Source organism: Microbacterium sp. NPDC090281 (genome assembly GCF_044769635.1).
In the GTDB taxonomy this organism is placed as follows: domain Bacteria; phylum Actinomycetota; class Actinomycetes; order Actinomycetales; family Microbacteriaceae; genus Microbacterium.
On sequence record NZ_JBIVYH010000002.1, the window covers coordinates 1 to 21,585 of the forward strand.

General features: G+C 68.9%; 18 protein-coding genes and 1 riboswitch. Of the genes, 2 read left to right on the forward strand and 16 right to left on the reverse strand.

All coding sequences use genetic code 11. From position 1 onward, the window contains the following. Positions 1-467 precede the first annotated feature (467 nt). Positions 468-1,856 (forward strand): CoA transferase, encoded by a 1,389-nt coding sequence (locus ACIQTX_RS14215; RefSeq protein ID WP_402973108.1) that lies wholly within the window; start codon positions 468-470, stop codon positions 1,854-1,856. Here the strand turns inward: ACIQTX_RS14215 and ACIQTX_RS14220 are convergent. From ACIQTX_RS14220 to ACIQTX_RS14235, 4 genes are read right to left on the reverse strand one after another with little or no spacing between them, the layout of a single operon-like run. Further along, complete coding sequence (locus ACIQTX_RS14220; protein ID WP_402973111.1) at positions 1,841-2,635, reverse strand: DUF4184 family protein; 795 nt, start codon at positions 2,633-2,635, stop codon at positions 1,841-1,843. The genes ACIQTX_RS14215 and ACIQTX_RS14220 overlap by 16 nt on opposite strands. A gap of 12 nt (positions 2,636-2,647) precedes the next feature. Then, positions 2,648-3,949 (reverse strand): tyrosine--tRNA ligase, encoded by a 1,302-nt coding sequence (gene tyrS, locus ACIQTX_RS14225; protein WP_028503602.1) that lies wholly within the window; start codon positions 3,947-3,949, stop codon positions 2,648-2,650. A 28-nt stretch (positions 3,950-3,977) separates the two neighbouring features. Then, positions 3,978-4,826, reverse strand: coding sequence for a hypothetical protein (locus tag ACIQTX_RS14230; RefSeq protein ID WP_402973114.1), 849 nt, complete (start codon positions 4,824-4,826; stop codon positions 3,978-3,980). After that, a complete protein-coding gene (locus ACIQTX_RS14235) occupies positions 4,823-5,467 on the reverse strand; it encodes a SatD family protein (protein WP_402973117.1) in 645 nt (214 codons plus the stop codon). The genes ACIQTX_RS14230 and ACIQTX_RS14235 overlap by 4 nt, the downstream gene beginning before the upstream one ends. A 60-nt stretch (positions 5,468-5,527) precedes the next feature. Between ACIQTX_RS14235 and ACIQTX_RS14240 the strand changes: the two genes are divergently transcribed. Next, positions 5,528-6,124, forward strand: a complete 597-nt coding sequence (locus tag ACIQTX_RS14240) for a DUF1349 domain-containing protein (protein ID WP_402973120.1) — start codon at positions 5,528-5,530, stop codon at positions 6,122-6,124. A 69-nt stretch (positions 6,125-6,193) separates the two neighbouring features. Here ACIQTX_RS14240 and argH read toward each other — a convergent pair whose 3' ends face one another. The 12 genes from argH to pheS form a co-directional block, all read right to left on the reverse strand. After that, entirely contained in the window at positions 6,194-7,624 is a 1,431-nt protein-coding gene (argH, locus tag ACIQTX_RS14245) for an argininosuccinate lyase (RefSeq protein WP_028503598.1), read from the reverse strand. Next, positions 7,624-8,553, reverse strand: a complete 930-nt coding sequence (argF, locus tag ACIQTX_RS14250) for an ornithine carbamoyltransferase (protein ID WP_402973124.1) — start codon at positions 8,551-8,553, stop codon at positions 7,624-7,626. The genes argH and argF overlap by 1 nt, the downstream gene beginning before the upstream one ends. Beyond that, complete coding sequence (locus ACIQTX_RS14255) at positions 8,550-9,755, reverse strand: acetylornithine transaminase (RefSeq protein WP_402973127.1); 1,206 nt, start codon at positions 9,753-9,755, stop codon at positions 8,550-8,552. Before ACIQTX_RS14255 ends, argF begins: the two co-directional genes overlap by 4 nt. Next, the gene (gene argB, locus ACIQTX_RS14260; RefSeq protein ID WP_402973130.1) at positions 9,752-10,669 is read right to left on the reverse strand and encodes an acetylglutamate kinase; all 918 of its coding nucleotides are present in this window, start codon (positions 10,667-10,669) and stop codon (positions 9,752-9,754) included. The genes ACIQTX_RS14255 and argB overlap by 4 nt, the downstream gene beginning before the upstream one ends. After that, positions 10,666-11,823, reverse strand: a complete 1,158-nt coding sequence (argJ, locus tag ACIQTX_RS14265; protein WP_402973133.1) for a bifunctional glutamate N-acetyltransferase/amino-acid acetyltransferase ArgJ — start codon at positions 11,821-11,823, stop codon at positions 10,666-10,668. Before argJ ends, argB begins: the two co-directional genes overlap by 4 nt. Next, on the reverse strand, positions 11,820-12,872 hold the full coding sequence (gene argC, locus ACIQTX_RS14270) for an N-acetyl-gamma-glutamyl-phosphate reductase (protein WP_402973136.1): 1,053 nt from the start codon (positions 12,870-12,872) through the stop codon (positions 11,820-11,822). Before argC ends, argJ begins: the two co-directional genes overlap by 4 nt. Positions 12,873-13,111: 239 nt before the next feature. Continuing rightward, the gene (locus tag ACIQTX_RS14275; RefSeq protein WP_402973139.1) at positions 13,112-15,262 is read right to left on the reverse strand and encodes a bifunctional hydroxymethylpyrimidine kinase/phosphomethylpyrimidine kinase; all 2,151 of its coding nucleotides are present in this window, start codon (positions 15,260-15,262) and stop codon (positions 13,112-13,114) included. Next, the gene (gene thiM, locus ACIQTX_RS14280) at positions 15,259-16,107 is read right to left on the reverse strand and encodes a hydroxyethylthiazole kinase (RefSeq protein WP_402973142.1); all 849 of its coding nucleotides are present in this window, start codon (positions 16,105-16,107) and stop codon (positions 15,259-15,261) included. Before thiM ends, ACIQTX_RS14275 begins: the two co-directional genes overlap by 4 nt. Further along, positions 16,098-16,192: riboswitch (TPP riboswitch) on the reverse strand. (Overlaps the previous gene by 10 nt.) 6 nt (positions 16,193-16,198) lie before the next feature. Then, positions 16,199-17,161, reverse strand: a complete 963-nt coding sequence (locus ACIQTX_RS14285; RefSeq protein ID WP_402973145.1) for an NAD-dependent epimerase/dehydratase family protein — start codon at positions 17,159-17,161, stop codon at positions 16,199-16,201. Between the two features lie 45 nt (positions 17,162-17,206). Continuing rightward, positions 17,207-17,935, reverse strand: coding sequence for a DUF402 domain-containing protein (locus ACIQTX_RS14290; protein ID WP_402973148.1), 729 nt, complete (start codon positions 17,933-17,935; stop codon positions 17,207-17,209). Positions 17,936-18,002: 67 nt separating this feature from the next. After that, on the reverse strand, positions 18,003-20,513 hold the full coding sequence (gene pheT / locus ACIQTX_RS14295) for a phenylalanine--tRNA ligase subunit beta (protein WP_402973151.1): 2,511 nt from the start codon (positions 20,511-20,513) through the stop codon (positions 18,003-18,005). Then, positions 20,513-21,553, reverse strand: coding sequence for a phenylalanine--tRNA ligase subunit alpha (gene pheS, locus ACIQTX_RS14300; RefSeq protein ID WP_402973154.1), 1,041 nt, complete (start codon positions 21,551-21,553; stop codon positions 20,513-20,515). Before pheS ends, pheT begins: the two co-directional genes overlap by 1 nt. Between the last annotated feature and the right edge of the window lie 32 nt (positions 21,554-21,585).

Genomic DNA, 21,585 nt, shown 5'->3' on the forward strand with positions numbered 1-21,585 from the left:
CTCAACTAGCCGAAGCTAGACGAGGATAATTTGGCATTTGACAAGTGCACGCTGTTGAGTTCTCAAGGATCGGATGCTCCCACGACCCAGCCATCACAGCCAGGCCCGCAGGGCAACTTCTCTATCTTAGCCACCCTGTCTCGCTTGTCAAATCGGCGCGCCGTGCGAATCTTCGATCCGCTGCGCAGCTGATGACAGCCGCAGATGGGGTGGATCTCCCATCCTAGACGCAAGCGTCTGAACTCTCAAGTGAGAGAGGATCGGGAGGTGGTTCTCCGCTTGAGGGGGGTGAAGCTCTTGGCTCCTCCGCTTCCCTGTGGGGCGAACAAGTAATAAGTTACGCGGATCCCAGGGTTCTGGCAAATCGGGCCACACCCCCCGGGCGTGTCGTCACGACCTTCGTCGTGGTTTCCTCCGGATCAGAGCTGGTTTTCATCGCTGCGGGCCGCCCGGAGTACGATCGCGCCATGCAGTCGCCCGCGGATCGCCCCCTCTCACGTCGCTATCCCGTACACACCGAAGGCAACGATCTCGAACGACCTCGCGCCGGGATGGCCGTGCTCGATCGTGTCCGGGACGAGCTCGGGTTCTCCCGCGAGCACGGATCCTCACCGGAGCATCCTGCCGTCCCGCTTCCCTCGTACCTGGCCACGGGCGAGCTCGCCTGGGCGAGTGTCGGCGCCGTAGCTCTCGCCATCGGAGGCTCCCCCGCATCCCTCGACCCCGAGCGGGTCGCCACGGCGTACCGCAGCGACAGGTTTCTCACGATCGACGGCGCCGCTCCCCCGGTGTGGTCTCCGTTCTCCGGCTTCTGGCGCACCTCAGACGGGTGGGTGCGCACTCACGGCAACTATCCGCACCATGCAGCCGGTCTCCGCAAGGGCCTGAACCTGCGTGACGATGCCGACGCCTCGTCCGTCCGCGATGCACTCGCTGAGCTGAGCACCGCGGAGTCGGTGTCCTCGATCACGGCGGCCGGTGGCCTGGCGGTGCCGGTCGCGCCCGAGCACCCCGCAACCGACGAGTCGCTCCGCGAGCGACCGCTGCTCGAGATCAGCCGAGTCGATGTGCCGGCTGGTGCACGCTCACGACCTGCCGCTGCTGCCGCTCGGCATCAGGCACCCCTCCCCCTCCACGGCATCCGCGTTCTCGATCTGACCAGGGTCATCGCAGGCCCCGTCTGCTCGCGGACACTCGCGCTGCTCGGAGCCGATGTCCTTCGCATCGATCCGCCTCATCTGCCGGAGCCGGAATGGCAGCATCTGGACACCGGGCACGGCAAGCGATCGGCTCTGTTGGATGCTCATTCGTCCCGACTGCAGGATTTGCTCGCCGACGCCGACGTGGTCGTGCTCGGGTACCGTCCCGCTGCGCTCGAGCGTCTGGGGCTGCGTCCGGTCGACCTCGCGCGTCGATATCCGGGCCTGATCGTCGCGCAGCTCAGCGCCTGGGGCACCGAGCATCCCGATCGCGCCGGATTCGACAGCCTCGTGCAAGCCGCATCCGGAATCTCGCTCATCGAGTCGCCTGACGGCGAGACCCCGGGTGCTCTTCCCGCACAGGCACTGGACCACAGCGCCGGGTATCTGCTGGCCGCTGCGGTGACGTCGCTGGTGAGTCGTCGTTCCCGAGAAGGCGGATCCTGGTACGTCAGCACCTCACTCCGCCGAGTCGCTGCGGAGCTTCTCGGCATGCCGCGTCGAACAGAGCCCGGAGCCGGCGCCGAGTTCGACACCGGACCGCATCTCGCACGATTCGACGTCGGTGGGAAGGTCCTCGTGACCGCGCGACCGGCACTGCCCGGCTACGAGTTCGGCGCGCCGCACGCCTGGGCGTCGGATCAACCCGTCTGGTGACGGCGTCCGCGCACGGCGAGCACGATGCAGAGCACCAAAGTGATCGCTCCCCAGAGCGCGCACGCCGGAGGAAGCACCCGGTAGGCGAGGTGCTGAAGGGTGAACTCCGCATCGAGCGGGCCGAAGGCGACGAGTCCCCCGACCCATGCGCCGACGAGGAGCACTGGAAGCGACACCCACCACGCGACACGGATCGCCGGCGCAAGTGACTGCGTGACACCAGGGCGCGATTCACTCCGGCGAAGCCAGAGCAGCGCCCAGATGCCGATGATGACGAGACCGATCACGCTCGAGCCGTGCTGAAGCCATTTGAAGCCGGGCATCGGCCCCCACATCGCATCGAGACCCGGGACCAGCTGCACGCCTGAGCGGCCCTCATGCGTGAAGAGGTCCCAGACGATGTGCGAGAGCACTCCGATCACGAACGACACCGCGAGCAGGACCGGATACATGCGCTTCTGCCCCACACCGACCGCGGCGCCCGCAGCTGCGACACCGCCGTCGTTCCAGTCCTTCGGAAGACGTCGCGCCAGCCACAGCGGAGCGAGCTCGGGAATCGCCGGGCGCAGCACGACTCTCCAGAGCAAGAACAGGACGAAGGCGATCAGCGCCGTCCAGACGACGTTGCCGAACGTGTGGGTGAACGAGTAGTTCAGACCGACACCCCGCACGAACAGCGGCAGATCCGGCGCCATCGCACCGATCGCGATCGCGGCAGGTACCAGCGGCGTTCGGATGAACGGCAGCGCGAGGACTGCGTGACTCGGAGTGAACGGCATCCGTCTGGAACGTCAGCCGAGGAAGACGCCGGCAAGGGTCTTCTTGCCACGGCGGAGCACGGAGACTCCCCCGGGAAGAGTCCCCTGAACCGTGGCCGCCTCGTCTTCGACGCGTGCCCCGTCGAGCGTGACACCGCCCTGCGAGATCGCACGCCGCGCCTCGGACAGACTCGCCACCAGTCCGGTCGCGACCAGGGCATCGACCACCGGGCTTCCGGCGGCGACCTTCGCGTTCGGAAGCTCTTCGAGCGCCGTGCGGAGCGTGTCCGCATCCAGCGCGGTCAGATCTCCCTGACCGAACAGGGCCTCGGATGCCGCGATCACGGCAGCAGTCGCGTCGATGCCGTGCACGGTCGCGACCACTTCGAGCGCGAGACGCTTCTGAGCGGCTCGACGGAACGGCTCAGTGGCGACCAGCTCTGCGTACTCGTCGATCTCAGACCTGCTGAGGAACGTGAAGACCTTCAGACGCTCGACGACATCGGCATCCGTCGTGCTCAGCCAGAACTGGTACATGCGGTACGGGCTGCACATCTCGGCGTCGAGCCAGATGGCGTTGCCCTCGCTCTTGCCGAACTTGGTGCCGTCGCTGTTCGTGATCAGCGGGGTGCCGATCGCATGCGCGGCCACGCCCTCGGCGCGACGGATGAGGTCGGTACCGCTGGTGAGGTTGCCCCACTGGTCCGACCCGCCGGTCTGCAGCACGCAGTCGTACTGGCGGTACAGCTCGAGGTAGTCCATGCCCTGCAGGATCTGGTAGCTGAACTCGGTGTAGCTGATGCCCTCGTCGGAGTTCAACCGCGCAGCGACGGCATCTTTCTTGAGCATCGTGCCGACCCGGTAGTACTTGCCGATCTCACGCAGGAAGTCGATCGCCGACATCGGCGCCGTCCAGTCGAGGTTGTTCACCATGCGCGCGGCGTTGTCGCCTTCGAAGCTCAGGTAGCGCTCGACCTGGGTGCGCAGGCGACCGACCCACTCCTCGACGGTCTCGCGCGTGTTCAGCGTGCGCTCGGCGGTGGGGCGCGGATCGCCGATGAGGCCGGTCGACCCGCCGACCAGCCCGAGCGGCTTGTGTCCGGCGAGCTGGAGACGACGCATCGTGAGCAGCTGCACGAGGTTTCCCAGGTGCAGACTCGCCGCCGTCGGATCGAACCCGCAGTAGTAGGTGATCGGGTCTCCCGCGAGCAGGGCGCGCAGCGCCTCCTGGTCGGTGGATACATGGACCAGGCCACGCCACACGAGTTCGTCCCACACGTTCTCGAACGTGGGATCGATCGCCTGGGGTGCGGTCGTCAGATCGGGAGTTGACACGCGTTCCAGGCTATCAGCGCGCCGTGGCTCAGCTGTGCGCAGCCCACCACACGAGGAAGGCGGCGCCGAGGGCGATCACCCAGCTCACCAGACTGCCGACGAGGAAGTACTCGGCACGGGCTCCGGTCTCGCCGTCGCGGGATATCTCGGGGAATCGGACGATGCCCTTGGCCGCGAGCATCGCGGCCAGAATCGGATAGGCCGCGGCGAGCGTGAGGATCAGCACGAGGATGCGCTCCAGCGGCCCGATCAGTCGACCACCCTTGAACCCGTTGCGCTGTTCGCGCGGCGAGGGGTTCGGCTCGGGACCGACCTCGGACCCGGCGGAATCGACCGTGCCTGGTGCCGCGTTCGTCTCGGGCGACACTGCCACCGTCGGCGTCTCGGTCGCTGTGCCTGTCGGCGTCTCGGTCTCTGTGCCTGTCGGCGCCGGGTCGGCGGGACGCCAAGTGTGCTCGCCGTCGAGCGCCGCGCGCACCACGAGGTTCCCGGATTCGAGGAGGAAGACCCCGGCTCCCAGTGCGAGGATCGCGAGGTCGAACGGGACCTCGCCGAACGGCGAACGGATGCTCCAGACGGCGCCGATCAGACCGGAGTCCGTGCGGGCGCCGAGCCACACGACGGCGCCGACGCTCACGACCGCCAGCAGTACGGCGGGCCAGAACCCCAGCGGGGCCGACCGCTCGGTGGGCATGGACCACACCCACAGGGCTCCGGCGACGAGCGCGAGCGCCATCGGCACGAGTGCGTCGCTGACGCTGCCGAGCAGAAGCAGGATGACGGCAACGCAGAGGTAGCCGATCCAGCGTCGCGGCGCGAACTGGCGCACCAGATCAGCGGCACCCACCGCAAGGAGGATGAAGCCGGCGACGATCATGCCCGCTCCCCCCGAAGTGCGGCGACCCCTTCGATGAGGGCCGCAGTGCCCGCGTTGCGCAGAGACTTCGAGACACTCGGCTGAGTGATGCCCTCTTGTGCCGCGAGCTCCTGCTGCGAACGCCCGAGGAGACGGCCGTAGGTGAGGCGCCGCTCCCGCTCGTTCATCGCTCCGACCAGCTCGTCGCGAACGAGGAGGTAGGCGTTCGACGCGGCGATCGTGCTCTGCATGACCTCATCCTGCCCCGGGGATCCGACAATCCACGTCCGCGTGCGCGGCACGGCGCGCCCCTCGCGCACATGCACGGTCTCGATCGCCGCACGGGCCGCATACCAGCCGGGCCCGTCGGCGAGCTCGCCGTGCACGGATTCGACCGGCCGCACCTCCCCCACGCCGATGCCGAAGCGGAAGGCGATCCCATCAGGCAGTCGGAGCTGGATCATCAGGAGCGAGACCAACGCGTCACCGAGCTCGGCGTAGACGCCCTGCTGCTCGTCACCCACGGTGGGAGTGAGCGGCTGACTCGCCAGTGGGAGATCGGTCTCGACCCTGGCTATGGTGTCATCGAGCACGCGTTGCGCGGCCGTACGATCGTCGAGCTTGCGAGAGCCCACGATGTCGGCGAGTACCGCGATGACCATGGCATAACCGTAGCACGAATAACTCTCGACTTATGCGTGTTATGGCTATATCTTGAGAACATGCCTGAATCGCACATCATCCCGTGGTCCGACGGAACCTGGACGAACGCCCCCGCCTCCCCCTCAGCCCTGCCTCACGGCTCTGAGCATCTCGACGTCACGGCCGTAGAAGGCAGCGACGCCTGGCGGCACACCGCCTACGGCTTCGTGCATGACACCGAGCACGCGCTTCTCGCCCCGCTCGCCGTGGGCGAGGCGATGGAGGTGTCGTTCCGCGCACCGTGGGACGGCCAGTTCGATCAGGCCGGCGTCTTCGTCCACATCGACGACGAGCACTGGGTCAAGACGGGCCTCGAGTACGCCGACGGTCACCTCGGACTCGGTGCCGTGGTCACCGCCGGGGGCTCGGACTGGTCTGTCGGACACGTCGACGAATGGCTCGAGAGCGAGATCACGGTGCGGGTGAGCCGCTGGGCCGATTCCGTGATCGTGCGCGCCCGCGCCGATGACGGCCCGTGGCGACTGGTGAGGGTCGCCCCCTTCGACGGACAGGCCGCGGCATCTGCCGGACCCTTTCTCGCCGCACCGACCCGCGCCGGACTCACCGTGCGATTCACCCGATGGGAGCGGTCGGCGGCCGACACCGAGCTGCACTGAGCTGCCCTGAGCTGCGCTGAGCAACCCTGAGCAGCTCGGGGCTGCGGGGCACCGCCGACCGCTGTCGGCCTAGAGGCCGAGAGCGTGCGCGGCGGCCTGTGCGCGGGCGACGAGCTCAGCGCGCTGCTCGGCGACCCGGACGGGAGCTGTGCCTCCGACACCGGTCCGGGATGCGACCGACCCCTCGATCGTGAGCACCTCGCGCACCTCCGGCACCAGATGCGGGGACACCGAGAGCAGCAGCTCGTCGGACGCGTCCTCCAGCCCGATCCCCTGTTCCTCGCACGCACGCACCAGCGCACCCGAGATCTCGTGCGCATCGCGGAACGGCACCCGGCGCTTCACGAGCCACTCCGCCACATCCGTCGCGAGGGAGAAGCCCTGCGGCGCCAGGGCCGCCATCCGCTCGGTGTCGAAACGCAGGGTCGCGATCATTCCGGCGAAGGCTGGGAGCACGACCTCGAGAGTCTGCACCGAGTCGAAGACCGGCTCCTTGTCCTCCTGAAGATCGCGGTTGTACGCGAGCGGCAGGCCTTTGAGCGTGGCCAGCAGACCGGAGAGGTTGCCGATGAGCCGCCCGGACTTGCCGCGGGCGAGCTCGGCGATGTCGGGATTCTTCTTCTGCGGCATGATGCTCGACCCGGTCGAGTAGCCGTCGTCGAGAGTGACGAAGCCGAACTCGCGCGTGTTCCAGAGGATGATCTCCTCCGACAGACGCGAGATGTCGACTCCCGTCATGGCCGTGATGAAGGCGAACTCCGCCACGACGTCGCGGGCAGCGGTGCCGTCGAGTGAGTTCTCGGACGGACGGTCAAGACCCAGCTCCGTCGCCACGAGTGCGGGGTCGAGACCGAGCGTGGAACCGGCCAGCGCTCCCCCGCCGTAGGGCGAGACGCCGGCGCGTCGACGCCAGTCGACGAGCCGTTCGAGCTCGCGCACCAGCGGCCAGCCGTGCGCCTGCAGGTGATGGGCGAGCAGCACCGGCTGCGCATGCTGCAGGTGCGTGCGTCCGGGGAGGATCGCTGCGGGATGTGCCTCGGACTGGGCGACCAGGGCATCGATCACGCGCAGGATGTCGCGGGCGATCACCCGAGCGTGGTCGATCAGGTACATGCGCACGAGGGTGGCGATCTGGTCGTTGCGGCTGCGACCGGCGCGGAGGCGCCCGCCCAGCTCAGGCCCGAGCTCGGCGATCAGCGCCTGCTCGAGCGCGCCATGCACGTCCTCGTCTGTCGGCACCGGGCGCAGGGTTCCATCGGCGACCTTGCGCGCCACGGCATCCAGCCCCTCGTGCATGCGCTGTGCCTCGTCGGGTTCGAGATACCCGGCCGCCGCGAGCGCGGTGGCATGCGCGTGGGAGCCGGCGATGTCGTACGGCGCGAGGATCCAGTCGAAGTGCGTGGAGCGGCTGAGCTCCACCAGCTCGGGCGAGGGGCCCGTGGCGAAGCGGGCGCCCCACAGCGCGCCCTCGTTGGTGCCTTCGTGCGTCGAGTCGGTCATCACGCGTCCTTCTTGCCGAGCAGCCAGACCAGGAGGGCCTTCTGCGCATGCAGTCGGTTCTCGGCCTCATCCCAGACCACGCTCTGCGGACCGTCGATGACCGAGGAGTCCACCTCGTAGCCGCGGTCGGCGGGAAGGCAGTGGATGAAGATCGCCTCGGAGTCGGCGAGCGTCATCGTCTCGGGCGTGACCTTGAAGTCGCCGAGGTCGCGGATGCGCGCGAGCTTCTCCTCTTCCTTGCCCATCGACACCCACGTGTCGGTGACCACGACATCGGCGCCGGCTGCCGCCTCGACCGGGTCGGTGTAGAGCGTGATCGACCCACCCGTCTCGGCAGCGCGGCGATCAGCGGCCTCGATCACGTCGGCTCGCGGCGCGTAGTCCGCCGGTGAGGCGATGCGCACGTGCATTCCCGCAGTGACACAGGCGAGCGCGTACGAGTGGGCCATGTTGCTCTGACCGTCGCCGAAGAACGTGAGAGTGAGCCCCTTGAGCTCGCCCTTGTGCTCGCGGATCGTGAGCAGGTCGGCCAGAAGCTGGCACGGGTGGAAGTCATCCGAGAGAGCGTTGATCACCGGGACGCGGGTGCCTGCGGCCATCTCCTCGAGGCCCGACTGCGCATACGTGCGCCAGACGATCGCCGCGACCTGACGCTCGAGCACCCGGGCGGTGTCGGAGGGTGTCTCCTTGCCCCCGAGCTGACTGTTCGCCGTCGAGATGATCAAGGGCGAACCGCCGAGGTCGGCGATTCCCACCGCGAACGAGACACGGGTGCGGGTGGAGGACTTGTCGAAGATCACAGCGACCGTCTGCGGGCCGGCGAGGCTCTTGTCTGCCCAGCGGTCCTTCTTCAGCTCGAGCGCGAGATCGAGGATCTCGGCCTGCTCGGCGGGGGTCAGATCGTCGTCGCGCAGCAGGTGGCGGGTCATGCGGATACCTTTCCGGAAACAGAGGCCTGGACATCGGCGAGCGCGGCGACGAAAAGGTCGCGGAACTCGGCCAGCTCGGCGTCGCCGATGTTGAGAGCCGGAGCGATGCGCACGGTCTCGGGGTTGGCAGCGTTGACGATGAGGCCGCGCTCCTGGGCGGCCTCGACGACCGCGCCGGCGACCGGAGCGGACAGCGCCACCCCGATGAGGAGGCCGCGTCCGCGCACTCCGGCGATCAGCGGGGAGTCGATGCCGAGCAGGATCTCGCGCAGCTCGGCGCCACGACGAGCGGCGTTCTCGACCAGACCCGCGCTCTCGATCTCGGCGAGCACCGCATCGGCGACCGCGGTCGCGAGCGGGTTCCCCCCGAAGGTGGAGCCATGCGACCCCGGGGTGAACAGTGAGCTGGCAGCGCCGTAGGTGACCAACGCGCCGATCGGGAAGCCTCCGCCGATACCCTTCGCGAGGGTGATGGCGTCGGGAGTGATGCCCTCGTGGGTGAAGCCGAACCACTCGCCCGTGCGGCCCGCGCCGGTCTGGATCTCGTCGACGATCAGCAGCGCACCGTGCGCGAGGGTCAGTGAGCGTGCCGCAGCGAGATACCCGTCCGGAAGCTCGACGACTCCGGCTTCGCCCTGGATGGGTTCGACGATGATGGCGGCGACACGGTCGTCGATCGCCGCCTCCAGAGCTTCGATCGTGGCCGGGATGTGCTCGACTCCCGCGGGCATCGGCTCGAACGGCACGCGCATCGACGCCTTCGCGGTCAGCGCGAGCGAACCCATCGTGCGACCGTGGAAGCCGTTCTCGAGCGCGAGGATGCGGGGGCGCTCCGCGCCGCCGTGCAGACGGGCGAGCTTGAACGCGGCTTCGTTGGCCTCGGCACCCGAGTTCGAGAAGAACACCCGGCCGTCGATGCCGGCGCCGGCGAGGCGCTTGAGCCGTGCGGCGAGAGCCAGCTGAGGCGGCGTGGCGAAGTAGTTCGACACATGCGCGAGCGTGGCCGCCTGGGCCGAGACGGCCGCGACGAATGTCGGGTGCGCGTGACCGAGTGAGGTCACAGCGATCCCGGCGAGGAAGTCGAGGTGGCGTCGACCATCGGCATCCCACAGGTACGAGCCTTCGCCGCGGACCAGCATCGCCAGTCGGTCTCCCGCATTGAGCACCAGATCGCGTGCCGCATCGTCCTGCCAGACGGTCATGCCGTCACCTCCGTCTTTCCCAGAACCACTTCGGTCCCGATTCCCTTGCTGGTGAAAAGTTCGACGAGCACCGAGTGCGGCACCCGGCCGTCGATGATCGCCGCAGCGTCGACGCCGCCCTCGACGGCATCGAGGCACGCGCGCATCTTGGGGATCATTCCCGACTCGAGCTTCGGCAGCATCTGGATGAGGTCGTCCGAGGTCAGGTGCGAGACGAGCGAGTCGCGATTGGGCCAGTCGGCGTAGAGCCCGGGCACATCCGTGAGGATCACGAGCTTGCGTGCTTTCAGCGACACCGCGAGCGCAGCGGCCGCGGCATCCGCGTTGACGTTCAGGGACTGGCCGGGGTGGTCGAGGTCGGGCGCGATGCTCGACACCACCGGGATGCGACCGGCCGCGAGGTGGTCGAGCACCGGAGTGGGATCGACCTCCACGACATCGCCGACGCGGCCGAGGTCCACCTCTTCCCCATCGATCACGACGCCGCGTCGACGGCCGCCGAAGAGCCCGGCGTCTTCACCGCTGAGTCCGGTCGCGATCGGTCCGTGCGAGTTGATCCGGGTGACGAGCTGCGGGTTCACCTGACCGGTGAGCACCATGCGCACGACGCTGATCGCCTCGGTGTTCGTGACGCGGTATCCGCCCTTGAACTCGCTGGGGATCTCGAGCCGCTGCAGCATGTCGGAGATCTGCGGGCCGCCGCCGTGCACGACGACGGGCAGCACCCCGACGTAACGGAGATACGCGATGTCCTGGGCGAAAGCCTCCTGGAGCTCGTCCGACACCATGGCGTTGCCGCCGTACTTGACGACGACGATCTGGTCGCGGAACTTCTTGAGCCACGGCAGCGACTCGATGAGGGTCGTCGCTTTCAGCGCGGCGATGTCGGGAGTGGTGTCCTGGATATCGGTCATGAGGCGTAGGCGCTGTTCTCGTGCACGTAGTCATGGGTGAGGTCATTGGTGAGGACGGTGGCCGACTGGTCTCCGACCTTCAGGTCGATGACCAGGTGGGTCGCCCGCGGGGTCAGGTCGACCTCCTCTCGGGGGCGGTCTGGTCCGCCCTCGGTGCAGACCCGCACGCCGTTCATCCACACATCGACGTCGTAGGGGTCGAACTGCGCGTTGGTCGTGCCGATCGCCGCGAGCACTCGCCCCCAGTTCGGGTCGTTGCCGAAGATGGCGGCCTTGAAGAGGTTGTTGCGGGCGACCGAGCGGCCGACCTCCACGGCGTCCTGCTCGGACACCGCGTGCTGCACCTCGATCGTGATGTCGTGGCTCGCGCCCTCGGCGTCGCCCTGCAGTTTGACCGCGAGCTCCTGGCACAGCTCCGTGAGGGCTGCCACGAAGTCATCGAGGTCGGGGGCGACCTCGGAAGCACCGTTGGCGAGGAGGGTGACCTGATCGTTCGTCGACATGCAGCCGTCGGAGTCGAGACGATCGAACGTCTTCCCCGTCGCGCGGCGCAGCGCATCGTCAGCCTGGAGCGGTTCGAGGAGCGCGTCGGTCGTGATCACCACGAGCATCGTGGCGAGGCCCGGCGCGAGCATGCCAGCCCCCTTCGCCATGCCGCCGATCGTCCAGCCGTCGCGGCTGATCACGGCGGTCTTCGCGACCGTGTCAGTGGTCATGATGGCGTGCGCGGCACTCTCTCCGCCGCTGGCACTGAGCTCGGCGATCGCCTGTTCGGTGCCGGCGAGCACCCGGGCGCGGAACGTCTCGTCTCCGGTTCCGATGAGTCCGGTGGAGCAGATAAGCACGTCGCCGGCGCTGACGCCGAGGAGCTCGGCCGCCTTCTCGGCCGTCTGGTGCGTGGTCTGGAACCCGAACGCGCCGGTGAAGCAGTTGGCCCCGCCGGAGTTGAGCACGACGGCTTCGACGATGCGATCGGCGACGGCCTGCTGCGACCAGATGATCGGGTTGGCCTTGGCGCGGTTGCTCGTGAAGACGGCCGCGCCGACTTTGCGGGGTCCACGGTTGACGACGACGGCGACATCCGGCTTGCCGGTGGACTTGAGCCCAGCGGCGACACCGGCCGCCTCGAATCCTGCGGGGGCGGTGACGCTCACGGCGCGACTCCGTTCACTGAGAGGGCGCGGTTCTCGGGAAGTCCCAGCGCGATGTTCATGGACTGGATGGCTGCTCCTGCAGTGCCCTTGACGAGGTTGTCGACCGCGGTGACCACGATGACCCGGTTCGCGGCACGATCGATCGCGAGGCCGATCAGCGCGGTGTTCGCGCCGAGCACGTCAGCCGTACGCGGGAAGCGTCCCTCCGGCAGCAGTTGCACGAAGGTCTCGTCGCCGTAGGCGTTCTGCCACGCATCGCGGATCTGTTCGTCGGTCACGCCCTCGACGATCGGCGCGGTCGATGTGGCGAGGATTCCCCGCGACATCGGGACCAGTACCGGCGTGAACGAGATCCGGATGCCATCGGCGTCAGCACCGGAAGCCGCGGCGAGCGCCTGGCGGATCTCCGGGATGTGCCGATGTGATCCGCCGACCGCATACGGGTTCGCGGTGCCGAGGATCTCGCTGCCGAGCAGGTTGGTCTTGAGGCTCTTTCCTGCGCCGGAGGGGCCGACGGCCAACACCGACACGATGTCTGAGGGGTCGATCACTCCGGCGGCGACACCCGGCGCGAGGCTGAGGCTCACCGTCGAGGCGTTGCAGCCGGGAGCGGCGATACGCGTCGCCCCGTGGAGGTTCTCACGCTGCTTCCCCCCACCCACCAGGAGCTCAGGGACACCGTAGGTCCACGGCTCGTGGAATGTCCCGCCGTAGAACGCCTCCCATGCCGACGTCGACGTGAGCCGGTGATCGGCCCCCGCGTCGATCACGAGGGGGGTGTCGCCCAGGGCATCGGTGTACTGCCCCGACTGTCCGTGCGGGAGGGCGAGGAACACGATGTCATGGCCGGCGAGAATCTCGGGCGTCGTGTCCTGCAGGGTGAGATGTGCGAGCGAGCGCAGATGCGGCTGGTGATCGATGAGAGGCTGTCCGGCGTTCGAATGCGCCGTGACGGTGCGGATCTCGATGTCGGGATGATCGGCCAGGATGCGCAGAATCTCGCCGCCTGCGTAGCCGGATGCGCCGGAGACGGCGACGGAATACGTCATGCTTCTACCTTAACGGTCGGGCCCACGATGAAACCGGGACCAGGGACGGGGCCGGAGGCGGCGACACCGGCTCTCGACCGCCGTGCGTGCGCAGGCAGGAGGGCGGGGTCGCCTACAGTCGGCGGCCGCGGCGTCGGCGCACAGCGATGACGCTCGGAGCGAGCGTCGAAGAAGCGGTGGCGGCCGAAGGCATGTCGCGACAGTAGCGCGGCCGCGGCTGCCACCGCAAATCCGATCCGTCATCCGACAGGCTGCGACTCCAGCGGCGCGGCGAAGAAGGTGAGCTCGTGCGCGCTCGACACCTCGAACGCCCGCCGCATCCGCGCCCGCGTTCCGGCATCCGCTCGCGCCGCTGCCTCGGTGGCGTAGACGATCGCCGTCTCCGTAGCGTCCTCGAAGGCCGGATCCGCGTACGTCGACAGCCAGGAGGCGAAGGGATGCTCCGGATCCCGCGCGTACGCCCCGAACTCCCCCGAGTGCAGGCGTCGGCCGAGGTCGGTGTAGAGCCAGAAGCACGGAAGCACGGCGGCGACGATCTCCGCATAGTCGCCGCCGAACGCGACGGAGCGCAGATGGTCGAGGTAGGCAGTGGTCGCAGATGCCGGTTCAGCCGCGAACGTCGCCGCGGTGACGCCCTGTGCCGGAGTCAGCCACGAGGCATGCAGTTCGAGCTCGCCAACGATAGATCCGTGCGCGGAGTCCGCCCAGAACGCCTGCTCGGCCGACGTGGGCGCGAGCCGCGCGGCCTCGGCGAGGACGCGGGCGTACTCACGCAGGTACAGCGCATCCTGCGCGAGGTAGAACAGGAACGGGGCACGCGCCAGCGAGCCGTCAGCGAGCGCGCGGATGAACGGCAGCTCGTCGATCCCCGCCCTGATGCCGGAGATCTGCTGCCACCAGTCGGCGGCGATGTCGCTCGCTTCCGGCCTGGGATCGGCTCCCGCGCGCCCCCAGAGTCCTGCGAAATGGCTGATGGGACCGTGACCGCGCCCGACCCGCAGCGACTCCCCCGAGCGGAGCGACTCACGCAGCCACGTTCTGGCGGCGAGCACCGCGTCGGCCGGTTCCTCTCCGCGCGCGAGCACCGTGGCGAGGGCCGAGGACAGCGAGCAGCCGGTGCCGTGCGTGTTGCCGGTCGGGATGCGGGATCCGCTGAACTCCTCCCGCAGTCCTCGACGGGCGTCGACCAGTGCATCCGGAGCATCGTCGCCCGTGAGATGACCACCCTTGACCAGGATGGCGGCCCCGACCTCGGCCGACAGCTCCTCCGCGGCGGAGATCGCGTCGTTCCAGTCCACGATCTCGCGGCCTGACAGCACAGTGAGCTCCGCAAGGTTCGGGGTGACCAGGGTCGCGCGACTGAGGAGCTCGCGCAGTGCACGCTCTGCATCCGGAGCGAGCAGCCTGTCGCCGGAGGTCGCGACCATGACGGGGTCGAGCACCACGATCGGCGGGCGCACGGCTTCGAGCCACTCGCCGACGGTGCGGATGACCTCCGCATCCGCCAGCATCCCGATCTTCACGGCGTCGATCACGATGTCGTCCGACAAGGCGTCGAGCTGGGCGCGGAGGAAGTCGGCCGGCGGGACATGCACCGCGCGCACTCCCCGCGTGTTCTGCGCGGTCAGCGCGGTGAGCACGGCCATGCCGTAGCCGCCGTTCGCGGCGATGGACTTGAGATCGGCCTGGATACCGGCACCTCCGGACGGATCACTCCCGGCGATGCTGAGAACCCTCGGCACGGATGCCGCGAGCCACCGACGCCGGAACGCCCCGGCCATCGCCTCAGGGTCGTCGGCCGCGCACAACGCCGAGACCACCGCGAGTCCGACCGCACCGGCCTCGCGAAGCGACTCGGTGTCGTCGATGCCGACGCCACCGATCGCCACGCACGGGAGCGGGCTGCTCGCCACGAAGGCAGCGAAGCCGTCGACACCGAGCGGTGCAGGATGGTCCGCTTTGGTGGTCGTCGGCCTGATCACCCCGACCCCGAGGTAGTCCACGGTTCCGGGCGGGAGCGCACGAACCGCCTCGAGGTGCGCCGGGCTGTTCGCGGTGAGACCGATCAACGCGTCGGGTCCCAGCGCTTCGCGTGCCCGCAGCACGGACGCGTCGCCCTGTCCGAGGTGCACACCATCGACCCGCGCGCCGCGTCCACGGGCTGTGACAGCAGCATCCAGCCGGTCGTTCACGACGAGCAGTGCCCGTCCGTCGATGACCCGGGACAGGGCGATCAACTGCTCGACCGTCTCGGCATCGGTCGCAGCCTTGGCACGCAGTTGGACGATGCGCACCCCGCCGTCGACCGCCAGACGCACGGTCTCGACGATGCCGCGGTCTCCGCAGAGCGCTTCATCCGTGACGAGGTAGAGGGACAGATCCGCGTTCACAGGGCGCCGCCTTCGACGCGCGCACCGGCTCTGACGTCGTCTGCGCCGACCGCGGCGAGAGCGTCCAGCAGCGCGACGGCGAAGCTGCCCGGTCCGGTCGCACTCGCTGCGGCCCGCTCGGCAGCGATCGTGTAGACGAGGCTCGCAGCGGCGACGGCGGTGAGCGCATCGTGCTCGGTCTCCCTGGCGGCCCCGAGGAAGGCGGCCATCACCGCCCCGAGGGCACACCCTCCGCCGGTGACGCGCGTCAGAAGCTCATGGCCGTTCGCCAAGCGCAGCACTCGAAAACCGTCGGTGATGAGATCGATCGGGCCCGACACCGCGACGACGCTGCCCGTCCGTCGAGCGAGAGCGACGGCGGCATCGGCCGCCGCCTCCGTGCTGTCGGTCGCGTCCACGCCGCGGCCACCGGCGCTGAGGCCGGCGACGGCGAGGATCTCGGAGGCATTTCCGCGAATCGCGGTCGGACGCTGCTCGATCAGCCGGTGCGCGAGAGCCGTGCGCACCGGGAGAGCGCCGACGGCGACCGGGTCGAGCACCCAGGGCGTCCCGGATGCCGTGGCGCCGGCGACGGCTTCCAGACTCGCCGACCGCTGCTCGGGAGTGGGCGTACCGAGGTTGATCAGCACTCCCGAGGCGATCCCGGCGAACATCCCCGCCTCATCGACGATGTCGACCATCGCGGGGGCGGCGCCGAGAGCCAGCAGCACGTTGGCGGTGAAGCCCGTGACCACCGCGTTGGTGATGCAGTGCGTCAACGGGGGCGCCTCGCGAAGCACCCCCAGCAGGGCCGCGGCTGAACCGGCGAGGTCGATGGTGGAATCAGGACGCAGAAGATCGCTCATCGCGACATCCCTTCGCTAGTACGAACTAGATCAGGTTCGACGGGTCTGTTCTCAGCCGCGGATTGCGGCACCCCGTGTCACTGCTCGAAGTCTAGCGATCGGCCAGCAGCTCCCACTCCTCCGCTCGCGTGAGTCCGGCGCTGCGATCCCGGTCGACACCGCGCTCCCGTTCATCCGCGACGATGCGCTCCACCGTGTCGGCGAGCGGACGGAGCCGCCCGCCGCTCGCGTGAAATGCGCTGTTCGAGCGGGTCATCCAGCCCGTCATCTCGGCCGGAAGCCACATCGGCAGCGAACGAGGCCCCGCCCAGTACTCGACCTCGTGGGCGAGGAGCCACTCCTCTTCGGCGACGACCGTGTGACCGGTGTGCCCGGCCGCGGCACGAACCGCCTCCAGTAGGACGGCGAGGGGACACTCATCCCCCACGGCGTTGACAGCTCCGCTGCGGGTGGCCGTGACGACGTAGGCGGCGAGGTCGTCGACGTCGATGACCTGCGCGCTTCTGCCTGCGAGCGGCGGCAGCAGCACGGGCTCCGAGCCCGCTCGCGCGAACGCAGCACCCCAGTAGCCGAACCGGTCGCTGGGATCTCCGTCGCCCACGATGAGCCCAGGGCGCACAACGAGGGCCCGCTCGCCCAGTCGTCCGACAGCATCTTCGGAAGCAGCCTTCTGCGCGCCGTACTCGTACTCGTCGCCGGGGCCGGCGGCCGGATGACGTGGGGCCGACTCATCCGCTCCAGTCGTAGCGTCGTCGGCGTAGACCGACACCGACGACACGTACGTCCAGCGCGCGGCACGGTCGCCGAGGGCATCGACCGCACGCTCGACGTGTGCCGCCTGCGACGAGATGTCGACGACCTGATCCCAGTCGCGTCGTGCGAGGTCGGCGTACACGCCGGAGTCGTCGCGGTCGCCGCGCACGAGGAGGGTGCCCTCTGGCGCCGGGCGCGTGCCGCGAGCGAGGCAGGTCACCGTGGCGCCTTCGTCGAGCCATCGCCGGGCGATGCGTCCGGAGAGCCAACCCGTGCCGCCGAGGATCAGAACATCTGTCATGGCTCCATGTCATCAGGTACCGATCTCCTGCGGAACCGCTTCCGCTCAGAGCAGATCGGCTCTCAGCCCCAGCTGGTCCAGGCCCGCGAGCACCGGAACGGTCCACACCGGGTCAGGCTGCCAGTGCCGCCACTCGGCATCGAACGGCCAGTCGTCGGCCTCGAATGAGGCGATCGCCGCGTCCGCATGCCGCTCGATCTGCGCGGCCTGTTCGGGGCTGAGCCGCCCTTGCTCGATCGCAGCGACGAGCTCATCCTCGTCCTTGAGGTGGATACCGCCGTCCGCATCGATCTCCACATCGAGGATGTGGTCGGACGAGTACGTGTCGTGGTCGGTGCGCAGGTGCGCATTCTCGAGGTTGACGTACCAGCCGGCGAACTTCCAGTCCTCCGCCGTGGTGTCGCTCCAGAACAACCAGACCGACCACGGCATCCCCGCGGGCGCGATGCACAGCACTCCGTTGCCTCGCCAGCGCTCGATGATGCGCGTCCGGGGCTCGATCCAGCGCCGGGCGAGCGGTACCTCGCGCACACGCTGTCCATCGAGAGACCCCGGCGCCTCCTGCAGCGTCCCGGGAGCGAGCCATGCCACGAGCCCGCGTTCGTCGTCTCTCACGACACGCATCGGAGTGATCCTCGACGGCTCCCCCGGCTGCCATCCCGGCTTCCGGTAGTGCCAGTCGATCTGCGCACCGGGCTCGAGGAACGGTCCCTCTCCGAGCGGTCGCGCATCGTCCGGAACGGCGGCCGGAGTGCCCTGGGGGAGGATGCTCATCCCGCCACGGTACTCCGGCGCCGTTCCCGATCGCCCGAAGAGCGACACAGTTCGTCCGAGGTCGTGCTCAGTCGCGCAGTGCTGCTCCGAAACGCTCCGTTGTGACCGCGACACCGGCGAGCTTGGCCGCGGTGGCCTCTGCCGCGGTGAGCGTGCGGTCGTCGGCGCGGAACCGCAGCGCGAAGGTCAGGCTCTTCGAGCCCTCCGCAACGCCCTCACCGCGGTAGTCGTCCACGAGGCGCACCGACTCGAGCAGCGCGCCGGCGCCCTCGGCAAGAGCTGCCTGCACGTCTGCGGCCGGCACCTCGGCCGGCACAGTGAGCGAGACGTCCTGCGTCGCCGCGGGGAACGTCGACAGCGACGCGGCGACCACACGCCCGCCTGCGAGAGACAGGATGAGGTCGAGGTCGATCTCCAGCACGGTGGCGCGACCGGGAAGATCGGCGCCTTCGGCCACTGCCGGGTGCAGCTCGCCGACGTAGCCGACCTCTTCCCCTGCGACCAGGAGCGACCCCGTGCGACCGGGGTGGAGCGCCGCGCGCTCAGCCTGGACCACATCGATCTCGACACCGGCCGCAGCCGCGATGACGCGGACGGCGTCCAGCGCCTCGACCAGCCCTGCAACCTCTGCTGGACGGCCGGGCTGACGCGGCGCCACGTACCCGGTCAGCAGCGCGGCGATGAAGCGGTGCTGTGGCGGGATGGAGGCGTTGAGCGCTGCGAGAGTCTCGTCGGACGGACGCTCGCCGAGCGGCGGCACCTCGTCTGTGCCGTACTCGACGCCCGGCTCCGGCAGGAACACGGCACCGGTCTCGAAGATCGCGAGGTCGGTCAGACCGCGCGAGATGTTGCGGTGCGCGGTCAGCAGCAGACCCGGGATGAGCGATCGCCGCAGAAACGGCGCCTGTCCGTCGAGCGGGTTCGCCAGGCGGATGCTCGGCAGGTGCTCGCCCGAGGCCGACCCATGCAGGTCGTTCTGCACGTCTGTGGTGAACGGGAACGCCGGCGTCTCGACGAGCCCCGCGGCGGCCAGAGCGTCAGCCACGCGACGACGGCCCTGCTGGTGCGCCGTGAGCCCGCGGCCGGACGGCGGGGTGGGCAGCACCGAGGGGATGCGGTCGAGCCCGTGGATGCGGGCGACCTCCTCTGCGAGCGTCCACTTGTCGGTGAGGTCGGGTCGCCAGGTCGGCGGGATCACCGTCCAACCGGAACCCCCGTCGGATGCGCTGACATCGGCACCGATGGTGGTCAGAGCGCCGACGATCTCATCATCGGTGTAGTCGACGCCGATGAGACCCTGCACGAAGCCGGCAGGCAGTTCGATCTCGCCCACGAAGACCTCGGCGAAGAGTGCACCGCCCTCTTCGGTCAGCGTGCCACCGGCGAGCTCGACCATGAGGTCGGCCGCGCGACGGGCAGCCACGAACGGGATCAGCGGGTCGACACCGCGCTCGAAGCGCTTGGACGCTTCACTGGGCAGCTTGTGGCGACGAGCGGTGCGGGCGATCGTGGTGGGGTCGAAGCTCGCGGCCTCGATCAGCACGTTCGTCGTGGTCTCACTCATCTCGGTCGTGCCGCCGCCCATGACGCCGGCGAGACCGATCGGGCCGGAGCCGTCGGTGATGAGCAGGTCCTCGACGTGGAGCGCGCGCTCCTGGCCGTCGAGCGTCGTCATCTTCTCACCCGGCGTCGCGCGACGGACCGTGATGCCGCCGTCGAGCTTGTCGAGGTCGTAGCCGTGCAGCGGCTGGCCGAGCTCGAGCATCACGTAGTTGGTGATGTCGATCAGCACGCCCAGTGAGCGCATGCCGGCAAGACTGAGACGCGCGATCATCCACGGCGGGGTGGGGCGCGAGGGGTCGACGCCGCGCACGACACGGGTCACGAACTCGCTCGCGCCGACGCGTCCGCGCACGGGAGCAGCGTCATCGACGATCGTGGTGTGACCGCTGCCCGGCTGCAGTTCGGCGAAGTCGCGCTCTGCGGGATCACGGAAGGTCGCGCCGGTGGCGTGCGAGTACTCGCGGGCCACGCCACGCAATGAGAAGGCGTAGCCGCGGTCGGGCGTGACGTTGATCTCGACCGCCACGTCGTCCAGACCCAGCAGGGCAATCGCATCGGTGCCGACGGGAGCGTCGATGCCGAGGTCGGAGAGCACCACGATGCCGTTGTGCTCATCGCCGAGGCCCAGCTCGCGCGCCGAGGCGATCATGCCGTCCGAGACATGACCGTAGGTCTTGCGGGCGGCGATCGGGAACGGGCCTGGCAGCACGGCGCCGGGCAGCGTCACGACGACCTTGTCCCCCACGCCGAAGTTGTGCGCACCGCAGACGATTCCGCGGATACCACCGTTCTCCTCGCCCACATCGACCTGGCACCAGTTGATGGTCTTGCCGTTGGACTGCGGCTCGGGTTCGATCGAGACGACCTGGCCGACGACCACGGGGCCAGTGATGTCGAAGCGGTGCACGTCTTCTTCCTCGAAGCCGACGGTCACCAGGGCCTCGAGGACGTCCTCGGGCGTGGCATCCGCTGCCAGATCGACGTACTCACGCAGCCACGAAAGCGGGACGCGCATCACACCACCATCCCGTACTGCTCGCTGAATCGGACATCGCCCTCGGCCATGTCGCGCATGTCCTGGACGTCACTGCGGAACATCAGACCTCGCTCGATACCCATGCCGAACGCGAAGCCGCTGTACACCTCCGGGTCGATCCCGGCCGCACGCAGCACGTTCGGGTTGACCATGCCGCAGCCGCCCCACTCGATCCAGCGCGCGCCGCCCTTGAAGGTCGGGTGCCACAGGTCGAGTTCCGCGGAGGGCTCGGTGAAGGGGAAGTAATTGGTGCGGAAGCGCGTCTTGGCCTCGGGACCGAAGAGCTGCTTCGCGAAGTGGTCGAGCGTGCCCTTGAGGTGCGCCATCGTAATGCCCTTGTCGATCACGAGACCCTCGAACTGGGTGAAGACCGGCAGGTGCGTGGCGTCGAACTCGTCGGTGCGGTAGACCCGCCCAGGACACAGCACGTAGATCGGCACCTCACGGTCGAGCATCGAGCGCACCTGCACCGGGCTCGTGTGCGTGCGCATCACCAGGTGACGCGAGGTCGGGTCGACGTAGAACGTGTCCTGCTCCTGGCGGGCGGGGTGGTCGACGTCGAAGTTCAGGGCGTCGAAGTTGAACCACTCGTGCTCGAGCTCCGGTCCCTCCGCGATCTCCCAGCCCATGCCGACGAAGATGTCGCAGACCTGGTCCTGGAGGAGGGTGAGCGGGTGCCGGGCGCCGACACGCGTGCGCGAGGGCACAGCCGTGATGTCGATCCGCTCTGCTTCGAGACGCGCGGTGACCTCTGCGGCGGCAAGCTCCGCCTCCTTGGCGGCGAGCGCCTGTGTCACCTGCCCGCGTCCCTGACCGACGAGCTTGCCGAAAGCGGCTTTGTTCTCTGGCGCGACCTGTCGCATCGAGGCGTTCAGGACCGCGAGCGGCGATCCGTCGGCGACGTGGGCGGCACGAGCCGCTTTCAGCTCGGCGGTGTCGGTTGCTGTGGCGATCGCCGCGAGGGCGTCGGCGACAGCGGCTTCGACCGCTTCCGGGGTGATTTCAGGAGACTCTGACACGAGAATCGAGTCTACCGGGGGCGCGTGGGTCG